2 protein-coding genes are annotated in these 12,748 nt (G+C 64.4%); both read right to left on the bottom strand.

Features of this window, described 5'->3' with window-relative positions; genetic code table 11:
• Positions 1–65 precede the first annotated feature (65 nt).
• On the bottom strand, positions 66–1,148 hold the full coding sequence (locus SALPAC3_RS0115615) for a hypothetical protein (protein ID WP_026185617.1): 1,083 nt from the start codon (positions 1,146–1,148) through the stop codon (positions 66–68).
• Between the two features lie 179 nt (positions 1,149–1,327).
• Entirely contained in the window at positions 1,328–9,091 is a 7,764-nt protein-coding gene (locus tag SALPAC3_RS0115610) for a hypothetical protein (RefSeq protein ID WP_026185616.1), read from the bottom strand.
• Between the last annotated feature and the right edge of the window lie 3,657 nt (positions 9,092–12,748).

The raw sequence follows: 12,748 nt of genomic DNA, 5'->3' as shown, positions 1-12,748 counted from the left end.
CCTCGACCGAGGCGCGGATGGTGAAGGGCGGGACCGGTCCGTGTGCGTCGTACCGGCCGTGAATTTCAGTGGGCAGCGGCAGGGCTCGGCATCGCGGGGCGGAACAACGCAGCCAGGACCCGATGTTCGGCCACCTCATCCACCTCGGGGGGCCGGAAGTCGGCACGCCGAATGTGATCCAACAGTTCAGCCGCCGGAGCCAGGCCGTACGTGCGGAGATAGTAGGTGACGGTGTCGGTCCACACCCACACCCCGTCGGTTCGATAGGACATCGGCACGACGGCACCACGATCGGGCGCCACCACGTCACTCTCCCGTCGGGTCGTCGTCAGAACCGCCCAACCGGAATCCAGGAAGGCGGCGACCCGCTCCTGCTCGACGCCATCGAGACGAGGATGGTCCGGGGCGAACCACGGCCCGGCCGCCGGGTCGACGCCGTCGAAGACCGGGGCGACAGCGATCGGGTACGCCTCGGCGGCTGTCCACAGCAACGCGGCGGACCCCCGCGCCTGCATCTGGTACGCGGGCAGTTCATCGCCTGCCGCGTACACCTCGACAAGCGGCTGGGCGATACCCACCGTACTGAGTTCCTGCTGCGCCATGGCCGTAACCACGGGTAGGTAGTCCGCGGGCACGTCAGCGGCCAGGACGAAGACCCGCGCCGCTGTTCTGCCGGTACCGCTGGACGCATCGAAACGCCAGGCCCGCCACAGCGCGGTCACACCGGGTACCTGGCTCAGGGCCTCGGTCGCTGCCCGGTCCAGCTCGTCGGTCAGCACGCCGACAGTCTCAGGTGGGGCATCCGTCAGATCCAGCAGCGGCGGCGTCGCTCCCGAGGCGAAGGCCGGATCCTCCCCCAGAGCCGGCTGGAACGTTAAGGACGTCCGTTCCTGTCGGCCCTGGCCTATGTTGGACAGCGCGCCGACGCGATCCGGCTCCACGGCCGCGATCAGGGCAAGCTCTTCCTCGGTGAGGACCAGCCCAGCGCTTGCGGCAACTGCGGCAACCGTCCGGGTGACATCGACCATCCGACCCTCGGCCAACGCATACCGCGCCTCGGAGATCGTGTGGTCGGGCGCGTGGCCGGCCACGCGTAGGAGAAGCCGATGTAGCTCCGGCCCTGGACCGACCGTACGAAACTCAGGCACCGCGCCATTCGACCACGGCCGTTACCGCTGATCGACGGTTCAGTCCCGGGCCTTCCCCTCGTGTCACCGACTGGTGGTACGCGGGGGCACCGACGGTCACGGCCTCCCCGCTATTCAGCCGAAAGGCGGTTGAGGAGGTCAGCGGCGTCAGGTGGTGGACCGGGCCGGCCGTGGGGACCCTAACGGGGGTCCTTGCGCTTGCCATGCGGGTCGGAGGCCCGGTAGCCGTGCCACTCGTTGTCGTCGTAGTACTCCCACTGGCTGGTGTCAGGGTTCCAGTGGAACTGGCGGCCGTGGTTGTCTGCGTAGACAGGGGGACCATGGTCGGAGACGTAGACCGGGTCCGTGTTCGCGGGTGGTGGCGCGGGGTCCGCCGCGGGTGCGGGCTGCGGCGGTACGTCGTAGGTGATACGTGCTGTGCTGTAGGCAACCTGCGGCAGTCGTGATCCGGACGCGCTGCTGGGCCCTGCGTGGCTGGCTCCCGTCGGCTCATAGTCCATGACGTAGGGGTCAGGTGGCATGTACACCTGCCGGCCGAGGTTTTCGTCGTAGTACATGGCATTGGTGTCGTCGTACATGGCGTTGGTGTCGTTGTGGACGGGGTCAGTGGCTACGGGCGTGGGATATGTATCCGGCATCTCCTCATCGATGGGGCTGGGCTGGCGAAAATCGCTGACGTCGTTGACCGGGCCGTAGCGCTTGTCCAGGTGCTGCTGCAGACTCTTGCGCGACATGTGCAGGTAGTCGGCGATACTCTGCATGCTGTACTGCTGCCGGGCGGCGACGAGGGCCTTTTCGAGTGCGGATGGGATGTCACGGGCCTTCAGGGTCGATTTACTCTGTGACTTCTCGATGCTCTTCCAGCCCTGGTAGAAGTCGGTGCCACGCATGACGCCACGCAGGGAGGCGCGGCCGACGTCGTCGATGTTGGGGCGCTTTTGGAACTTGCCGGCGCCCCTGCTGGTCGTGGAGGACGCTGTGGAGTCGTGGCGGCTACTGCGGGACACAACCCGTCGCTTGGCACTATCGCGGCCGTCGCGGTGCTCATGGCCATCCTTGTCACGGACGATCTTGTAGACGGTGCTCGGGTCAGCCCCGGATGCCTCGGCGATTTCCGCCTGCGACACATTACGGGCCGCGTGGTGCTTGAACAGTGCGGCGAGTTGGTCGCGATCACGGCCCCGCCACGCCGCTGCCAGTTGCCCGCGCTCGTCCTCGTTCAGCACACGCTGGGCTGCGCGGGAGCCGTACGCCTTCTCTTTTCCGGTGCCGAGAGTACGGTTCCGCGTGCCGGTCGTGAAGTCGAGGGTCCGCTTCACGCTCACAGTCTGGTTATATTCCGCGTCAAACCCGACCTCTGAGTCCGAAGCGGTGACGTAGCCCCGGTTGGGGGCGTCCCCCACTGGGATGACCTTCTCAAGGCCGTTTCTGTCGACGGCGTCATGGGGTGGCACTTGGCGGGACAGCGCGGAGACACTCATCATTTGCCTGGCCTCGCCGCTGATGACACCCTCCAAATAGTTGTCCACGTTGCCCCACGGATCGCGGATGGTGTGCGGGAGGTAGGAGACCAGCGAACGAATCGACTCGAGATAGTAATTGCCGTAGTTGTCGTCGAAGTCGACGGGGAAATTTTCTGCCCGATGATGGTTGAGGGCCGCCCAACACCCCAGACAGGGCCGATACTTACCCATGATCAGGTAGGTACCCGCGATATCCGATGGCTGCAGATCGGCGCTGTGCACGGCTAGCAGTAGTTTCTGCTCGGCATGCATCGAGTTGGCACCGCTGTCCGAATGCTGCAGAACGATGACGGCACCCATCTTTTCGTCATGAGTGAGAAGGTAGTTCAACCACAGCCGACTCTCGTCGTCAATCGGAGCGACGTCCGCGAGCTGGACGTCTCGGTTGGCGCGCATCGCCCTGGCCGTGTCGTTGTCGCGGACACCCCTGAACGCCTCATCGATCTTCTCCTCGCTGCGCCGCAGCCGGCCGACATACTCGTCGGCATCCTGCGGCTTCAGGTGCTTTCGCCGGCCACTGTCGCTCTGTGAAATGTGCAGCAGCTGGTACAGGGGCGAGCCATAACGTTCTTCTCTCGAAAATGACACCATGTTGATCAAGGAGGCGGTGGCGTTGAAGTTGGTCGCAAAGACCAACCGGCCATTGATCAACATACCCTGCACCTCAAGGTCCTTGGGCAGACTCTCTCGGTGCTTGCTCTGCTCACGCAGATGCCGGAACACGTCATGCAGCTTGAAGCTGAGATGGGAGAGTGTCTGAGCCGCCCTCTCGGCACTCTTGTCCCGAGCGAACCGCAGCCGGAATTGGTCCCCTGCCCGCCCGTACTGGCCGCCCCCGTAGGACAGGGTGAAATTTTTTGCGGCCTGATCGATATCTTCGATCAGGCTCTTTTTGGAGCGCTTCTTGTCCGAGGATGTGGCTGGCTTCTTGCTCGACGATCCAAAGGGAATGGCATCGGCAATGTTCGGAGGTTCGGCACTGGTGTGGCGGGTGGGATATTCGTAGTGGTGGTGAACCCTGGTAATGGGAGGGTGGCCGGCGGTGCGACGCCAGGTGCCAGGGCGGGTGCGGTCGAGTTGCGGGTGACCAGTGGAGGTGTAGGTGGTGGCAGCGGCAAAGATGCGGCCGGTGGCGGTGACCCAGGCGGTGTCAGGGGATGCGCTGACAGCGGTGATGTCGGCTTGACCGGACAGGCGGAGGTCGTAGTCGCGCTGCCCGGTCTCGCAGGCGACGAGCACGACATCCTTACCGTGGGACCGGGTATCAGCGGTTATGAGGGCCGCGAGGTGTTCGGGCGTGACGAGTTCGTCGCCGACGACGATGCCGTCGGGGGTGCCCTCGGCAAAGACCAGATATTCGTCGGATTGGGATGGGTAATTGAGGGCGACACGCATTTTGTCGGCCTGGTCGGGATCGAGCAGGGCGAGCCCGGCGGGAACGTAGGTGACCGGCGGTGGTGCGGTGTGGGTGCCCGAATCGGTGGTGGCGGCCCGCTCGGTCGCGCCCGGGGCCTCAGGGTCCGTGGGCCGCTCTCCGGTGGGCTCCTCGGGAATGGGCCGGTCAGACGGCGTCGCCTTCACCACCTCGGCCTCGTCCGCAAGGACGTGGGGTCGGCTCGCCACCCCTGGTGATGCCGGGTCACGCTCGGTCTGGCCCGGTTCCGGCGGGACCAGCGGCGGCCGGTCCACCTCGGTATCCGACCGGTCAGCCTCGGCGCGGCTTGGCGTGGGGTCGACATCGGCCCGGCGATCCGGGGTGGCCTGCGGTGTGTCACCCGGGGATGCGACAGGCTGATGTGCCACGGTGACAGCGTCGGGGTCAGCCGACGGCTCGATGATGCTGGGCCGCGAGTCGTCGACTGCCTTGATTCTGTCGCTGGCGGAATGGAAGGCACCCGCCGTGACGGACTCGGTCCGGTCCGGGTGCGTGCGGGATCCCGGATTCCCGACGGGTCCCTGGAGCGTCCGGCCGTCGGCGAGCTGGACGCGGGCGTGCTCGCGGGTCAGATCCGGGATCGTACTGACGTCGCCAGGCCGGCGTGACGCACCCAGGGTGCCAACGATTGTGCTTGGTGTGACCGTCGGGGTGGCGCGGCCGTTCGGTTCGTGGTGACTGGTTGTCGGCGAAACCCGCGCGTCAGTGGTGGTGGCCGGGGGAGGAGTGGTGGTGGATTGGTAATGATCGTGATGCCGGTGAATGGTGATCAGGGGGGCGTCGTCAGGGCCGACGGTCTGGACGTGATCCGGTGTGTGGATGCGGATACGGGAGCCCAGTGCGGAGGCGAGTAGGCCGATGTATGCCTCGCCGACATCGCGGTGCCAATGTTGCTCCCAGTGTTGTACAGCCTTGGTGAGCTCGGCGAACTCGTCGGGGTCAGCTGGTCTGGCCGGGTCGAGCAGGTGCACCGTCAGCTGGCCGCGCTGTACCTGCTCAGGCAGGTCGCGCAGGGGGATGTCCTGGTGAGTGCTGAGGAAGTCGAACATCTGCTGCGCTGACAGGGATCCGTCCGCAAGGTCACGTGCTGGGGTGCCGTCAGCGGCGGGCTTGAGGGGCACCTCCTGTTCCGCGATGGTTCGGGCACTCGCGTGGTCGGTGCCGTTGGCGGTCAGGCCGGCGGTCCGGTGGTGCACGTACAGGTCGCGTAGGTGGGCCACGGGGAGCAGACTGGGATCACGCAGGCTGGTGATTCCCGCCGCGTGGAGCCGATTGAGGACCGTGGCCTGATCCAGGGAGTCGACGGTGGCGTGGAGTGTCTGATTGCGGTTTCCCCGATATGCCTGCAGGGCCACGGTCGGCACGTTCGCCGGACCCAGCGTGATCAGGTGGCGTTCAACGAGTTGACGTAGACGCTCGGCCGCCTGCCCCAACTCGGTGGACTGCGGTACGAGCTCCCGTGCGTCCCGCCTCTCGGGGCTGCTCTGCTCGGTGAGTTGGGTACGGACCAACTCCGGGTCGGCCAGCCAGGCACGTAGGGCCGGGGTGTCGAGACCCGCCGAAGCCAACCTCTCCCCCACCAGACCGGGGTCACTACCGATAACCGCATACAACTGACATCGACCATCACCAGGAGTAGCCAACAACGACGGCCGCACTACCGATGGAGTAGCAGGCACCGGATCAGCGGCAGTCTCCGCACCATCCGGCCCACCATCGGCGGGTGCGGAGACGGTGTCCTCCGCTACGTCGCTGACGGCCGGCGCGGGTGCGGAGGCGCCGGGCTCGATCGTCGGGGTGCCGCCCGCCGCAGGGGACAACTGCGCCCCCTCGGTGGGCGGTGGACCTGACAAAGCATCGGTCGAGGTCTGAGCCCCCCTTTTGGGAGCTGATGGCTCAGCGTTGGTGAGATAAGTCGTCTCCTGCGTCGCGGCGGTGGGCTGGGCCTCCTCGGTCCCAGTGGTGTCCTCAGCCGTGTGCACAGAGTCGGTGTGGGGTGCGGCGGGACGCAGCGTGTCGAGTTGGCGTTCATGGGCCTGATAGGCATCCCACCACTTGGATTCAGCATCGGTGGCCTCTTGTTCGGCAGCTTTCAGGAGGTCAGCGTCTGTGGCCTTTTGAGCTTTCAACCCGTCCCTGCGATTGACTGCCTTGGTCCACTTCTTACTACTCTCGGCCAAACTTTTGGCTGATTCTTTGAGTTCCGGCGGTAGCACGATGTCAGTGTGTTCACGTGCTGCCTCGTCGTTCATCCGCAGGATCACGGCGTCGTCGAACCGAAGCATGACGCCCGCACGCTTTCGTGACGTGGGTGGGTTGAGGCGGTGCTGGTGTGTACGACGGGCGGAAGGTTGGAGCCGTTTTCGTGGGCGGTGCACATGCACAGGGAGAGCGACCAGGGAGAATTCCAACGAATAGGAAAGACCCCAGACAAGCGTGTCATCCTCTGGGGTGGACGATGGCTGGGCGGTCGTCTTGTATTTTTCTGGCGTCGCACTGGCCTCGTATCGTTGGCTGTCAGCCGTCGCGTAGTGACGCCTCTCCACTGGCATACCCCCCCTCCCGTCCTCGCGAACGCCGAGTAGGCCGCGCGTTTTTACCAGATAGGTGCTCCCGGACTTGTGCGTCACCTTCTGGGAGCGCTCACCCTTCAAGGAATTCTGGATAGCGACATCCGTGTTGGCGCCAGCGAACCTCGGTCGCCCTACCACCCGGGCGTCCAGGAAGAGCTTCCGGTTTGTCTGGTGGGGCAGCGGGATCAGGAACAGGCCAGCCAGCATGGCTGGCAGCCCAGCCTTCAGGTTGGTGGTGTTGATCGCGGCGCGTAGCGTGGCCTGGGTGGTGGCGTCGACGGCCACGCCGGATTTGGTCAAGGCCAGCTCGGCCGCGTCGTGCAGTTCAGCCATATCCAGAAACACGTGCTCGACCGCGTACTGCGAGGGCTCTGGCAGGCTCTTGACCCCCGCAGTGTTACGCCATTCACTGCGAGCGGAGTCGGTGAGCTCGTTGCTCGGCAGTATGCCCTTGTCACCGGCGACTCCGACCTGGCCGTTGATCCGCGAACTGTACGGCGACACGCGAAGTGTCAGTGGACGGACCTCCCTGAGGACCGCGCCCGCTTTGGGTAGCTCGCGACCGGTCACAGTGATGCTGAGGACGATGTCGGTACCGAAGGTGGCGACTGGCCCCTCCACGGCCAGAGACTGAGAATATTTCAGAGTGTCAGCGTCGGAGTACTCTTTTTCGCGGGCACCCCAATTCGCGGAGGTGGCCGCTCCCGCCCCACCCAGCACTCCGACTGGGTCAGAGTGCTGCTGCGCTTCCGGACTTTGACCTTCAACGTGTATCCCCCGCCCCCTCAGCATGAGGGATACCGATGCCTCCGTATGGCTGCGAGTGGTGACGTCGGTGAGGGTCATTTTTGTTTTATCACTGACAGTAAGCTTGTCGACGTGCACGATTCCCTTGAATTCAGGCTCACTCACCATCGACGCTGTAACCGTCATCTGATAGGTGTGTCCCCGGCCTCGCCCGTCCAGGCGAAGCAGCAGGCTCCGGCCACCGTTGAGGGCGCTGGTGATGTGACTGTCGGCGTGGCTCAGGAAGGTCTGCAACATCCGTACGTTGTCGTGCGGTGCATCCAGCGAGGACTCCGGCAGCAGCGCCTGCGCCACCCGCGTACCGCGGGTTCCGCCGATCGCGTTCGTAATCGCACGTCGCACGGCACCGATATGACTGCTCAGGTCCAGAGTGCGATCTAGGCCGCCGATTCCGAATGACGGTCTGCCGGGAATACCAATCATCGCGGGCAACGTGATGGTGCGGTTAGTCGGAACCAAGGGCTGGGCACGGTCCGTAGCGTTGTCTCGACGGTCGCGCTCGTGTGGATCGGCCTGCACGGCGTTGTCCGACAGATATCGCGTTTGTCGCTCGACCTCGGCCAGCTGGCCAGAATACGCTTTGTCGTCGTCCCCGAGTTCCCGCGCCTGCCTCTCGGTCATCCACATCAGGAGTGAGTCGCGCAAGGTGAAGCTCTGCCCTGCCCGCTGGATCGGACTGTCGGGCAGCACTTCCAGCACATCCAGGTTGCCTCGACGCCGGGTTTCCGCGACTACATCCACGCCCACGTCAAGTTGCACCAACACCCGACGTTCTGGTCTGCCGCTTACCTCGAGTTTCGATGAACCTGAGATGTTGTGCTCGTACTTTTGGCCGCGCGCGAATTGCAGGAAGGTTCCGGACATGACAAAGATACCGCTTGCGGTGACGCGGCCTATATTCGGATCGCCGGCTGGTCCGCGCACCACGCCCACCGGCGTAATCGACAAGCTTCCGCCCCACGAGCGAGCCTGCTTGGCGCCGGTGCTGGAGCCCCCCGCGAGAATATCCTTGACGGCGTGGAACTCGACTGGCGCCTGCACCCGGGGGTTGTGGGGCCTCAGTCGAATCTTGACCTCGGCGTAAGCATCCGCCCGGCGGCGGCCGTACGTGAGCTGGGACAGCGACAGCGGTGTGCTGAACAGCTCGCTACCACCCGTCAACTGGTCTGGCGCCAACGACTGGGAGATCAGGGTGGAAATCGACCCGTCTGCGAAGCTCCAGATGGGGTCATTCGTAGCCCGCGTCAGGGTCTCCTTGACCCCCTCGAGCAGATGAGCCGATCCGAGGAACGTCTCGACGAGGCTGCCGTCCAGCTTGTACGGGTACCCACCTGATATCTCCCTCAATGCCGGTGGATCTGTCATCCACTCCCTGTCGACCGGTTCCGGCGCTGGCGCGGACGGCGGCGGGATCAGTGTGACCCGGTGCTCGGGCACCAGCAGGCGCAGCTCCAACTGGTGTTCCTTGGGCGGCAGGGCACCGGAAACGACGGTCGGGACGTGGAGACCGGGCCTACCGGGCGTCAGGAGTAGTCTGCTCGGGTTGGGCCGCACGCTGGATTCGAAGGTCGTCGTCACGGTCAGGGTGGCCGCGAATTCGCGCATCGGCGCCTCCGCGAGCCCGCCATCCTCTTCAAGATCCGGTGCGCGCGCAATCTCAGACTCGTGACGACGCTTGACGCCGACATCATGGCCACTGCTCGCGGTGTACCCGACACGCGGGCCGACAATACCGACCGGGAAGGCCGGGCCGAGCACCGCGATGAGCCGGCCATCAACTCCTATGGAAGAAGCCCAACTCTTATCCTTACTGACAATGGCTTCGTCCTTCGCCGCACGACTCTCGGTAGCTCCTGACACCTTTTGGCTCAGAATTTCGCCGTCGGATAAGCTGGAGAGCTTACCTTTGATCACCACGACCGTGGTGTAGTCGTGCAGCTTGCCATTCATCGTTAGCGGGATCTCCAGCCCGGGCCCGACAATCCGGTCCAACATAAATCGTAGTTGACGATTCGAAAGCTGGGATTCAATATCTTCCCGACGCGACAAGATCGCCTGGACGGGTCCGGTCAGCCCCTGAGCCAACTCCGGATCGCCGAACTGCCGGACAAATGCTTTCTTATTTAGAGCAGGGATTAGACGCTTCGTCATCGGCACATTCCGTAATGCGCGGATCACACTTCTCCTCAGCTGATCACCACCATCTAGATCGTCAATGTAGGCCCCTCCGAAGGAGCGTCCCTGCTCAATAGGCGCTGGCGCGAAGTGCGTACGGCGGTCACCCGTGCGCCCCTGCCACTCGGTCGGTTCGCGATCCAGCGAAGTACCCCGCACCCGATCCTTGGTCGTCCACTGCACCGTCGTGACGGCCCCGTCCAGCCTTTGAGCTGGCCTTCCAATAAGACGCACTTCCAGGTCATAGACAGTTCGGTAGCGAACGGCTGAGCCTTTGACCTTCACCTTCTGGCGCCCGACTCTCGTAGCCGCCACCTTCTGCTCGGTCGGCTCGGTGCGCGAGACCGTCACCCTCGGCCCGACGACGTACATCAGTGGCCCCGCCACACCACCGCCACCACCGGCCAACATTGCCGCCCAAGGCCGGTCGGCGACTTGGCTGTCGGTATTCTCGCCGGCCAGCTTGAAGCCATCTTCATACTTGACGCCGTCCGCAGTCCCGAGAGACCGCACCTGCCTGGCCACAAGCCGTACCTGCAGGGCGCTGCCACGCCCCGGGAAGACACGGCGCCATAGATTACGCTCGGCAGGCGTACGCAGCAGGGGCTCTGAAGTTACCCAACCTTCCTCGGCCCTGTCAGCGCCGACTGTTGTTGCGTCAGCGACAGGAAGCTTGTCTCTGGACAAGAACTGCTTGAGTACACTCCGGCCTGGCGCCCCTACGCGAACAATGTCCCCCAGCCCTTCCTTTTGGAGAATTTCCGCGACCTGCTTGAAGTGCGTGCCGCGATCTGGGTCGGAATGAACGACGACGCTCTCCACACCGAACCTCTTGGGCAGGGCGGTGGGCACCCTTGCAGGAAGGGGATCCGGTCCTGGTTCTGGAACAGCCAGTTTGGTCGGCACCCGCAACGGGACGATGCCCCTCGCCGTTACCTTCCCCGGCCCATCTGAGAACGCGCGCTTCTCTGACGGCCGAGCATCGATTGTTTGCCCGGCGGACCCTCGCAGAGAAGCGTAGATCACCGCCGGAACAGTGACCTCAATTTGATCCTCCACCTCAACGACGGTAGTCGCTTTGAATCTCGTTTTACTGGTCCTGGAGTTCGTCGATCTTGGCGCGGTCGGGATGGACATCCCCCCAGCAACCAGAGCACTGGGAATAAACGAAACGAAGAACTTTGGATCTACATGCGGATAATGATCTAACTTGACTGAGCGCGAGTGGGATCCGTCCGACTTACTTTCTACCTTCGGACCTTCCTTCGCCTTTTTCTCAGGCTTGAGGCCGTCCCAATCAAACCGAGCGGTGACCGTCAACTCGGCAGCTTCCCCGCCGATATGAACAGGGTATGAATACCCCTCACCAAGAAACCTGCCGAAATCATCCCGTACGTCTCGGTCCAGTTCCTCCAACACCGACTGCGACATTCCTGGCGCCAACAACTCTAGCTCACGAATAAGGCTTGTGTCATGATCGATAGTGACGGATCGGAACTGCGCAGCCGGACCCAGGGCTTCGCTCCGACGCAAATAGTCAGGCAGAGCACTACGCAGCTTATCCGGCGACAGGACCGTTGGAGAATTGCCGTTCCCGCTGTCAGTTTTCTGTTCGGCCTCGGCCTTCAAATCAGCCTCCGCCTTCGACTCTGACCTGGACTCAGGCCCAGGCTCCGCCTTCGACTCAGGCTCGGGCCCGGGCTCGGGCTGCACCTCCGCCTTGGCATCAGCCTCGGGCCCAGGCTCCGCCTTTGACTCGGGCCCAGGCTCCGCCTTCGACTCGGACCTGAACTCAGGCGCGGGCTCCGCCTTCGACTCAGGCTCGGGCCCGGGCTCGGGCTGCACCTCCGCCTTTGACTCGGACCTGGACTCAGGCACGGGCTCCGCCTTTGACTCGGACCTGAACTCAGGCGCGGGCTCCGCCTTCGACTCAGGCCCGGGCCCGGGCTCGGGCTGCACCTCCGCCTTGGCATCAGCCTCGGGCCCAGGCTGAGCCTCCGCCTTCGACTCGGGCCCAGGCTCCGCCTTCGACTCAGGCCCGGGCCCGGGCTCGGGCTGCACCTCCGCCTTTGACTCGGACCTGGACTCAGGCGCGGGCTCCGCCTTCGACTCGGGCCCGGGCTCGAGCTCCGCTTTGGCATCACGCTTTACCCTGCCATGATCATCCTCTGCTCTGGATCCGGCGTGGAGACTATCTTCCACCCTCGGATCAGGGTTGGAGTCAACCTTGAAATCGGCTTGGGGATCACTTTCTACCTTGAACTCTATTCGGAGGTCAGCCTGAGGGTTGGGGTAAACGAGTGGGAAAGCTTGTGCTGTGGCCGCTTCGGCTGGCCGAGCTGATTGATGTGTTGTGGCTTTGTGTGGGATGGGTGTGGGCTGGGGCGCGGTGTCTTCGCTCCGGGTACCGTGTTTTTGCGAAGTCCCGTCGGGGTTGATCAGGCTACTGGTTTGACCCGCGCCGCCGTTGTCCGTTGCGCTGGCACGCGCCGACTTACCACCCGAGCGCCGGTCATCCTGCACGAGGAAACCAGGCTCGGATGCGAAATTTTCCACGGGTGACGGCAAAGTATCGACGACGACGTGGGCCAGACCCTCCGTAGCCGCCACCGGGACTCGGGAGGACTCCCCACCGTCTCGGCTATCCACCGCAGCGGCTACCTGATCAGCAGGATCATCAGCACCCGTATAGCCCGGCTCCTCGCCCGATGTCCTCGAGCCAGGCTGGGGCACTCGCCGCTCTTCCCGGTCACGGGAAACCGCGCTCGGGGCGAACGGGCCGGGAGGGTCGAGGTCCTGCTCGGTTTCTTCGGGAATTGTGGGAAGGCTCGGAGGCTGCGCGGCGCGGGCGATGTTCGATGGGGGGGCTGACTTGGGGCCGAGGCGTATGCCGTCGGGGGTGGATTGGGTGCTACGCTGGACAGTATCGATGCCGTCGTTGGAACGGTTGGATTGGCCAGTGGTCGAACCGGCCGCGGTGCCTGCACCGGGGTCGGTGGTGGGTTCTGGGTTGGCGTTGATGCCGAACAGGGGTGGTGTGCCGGTGGCGACGTCGTTGACGGCGTCCCAACCCTCGTCGTCCAGAGA

This window comes from Salinispora pacifica DSM 45544 (assembly GCF_000378845.1).
GTDB lineage: Bacteria > Actinomycetota > Actinomycetes > Mycobacteriales > Micromonosporaceae > Micromonospora > Micromonospora pacifica.
The sequence above is the reverse complement of the archived record's forward strand: the minus strand, read 5'-3'. Positions and strand labels throughout refer to the sequence as shown.

Coding starts and splice junctions, on each gene's coding strand:
- SALPAC3_RS0115610 (WP_026185616.1), bottom strand. CDS start 9,091: ATGCGCGAATTCGCGGCCACCCTGACCGTGACGACGACCTTCGAATCC.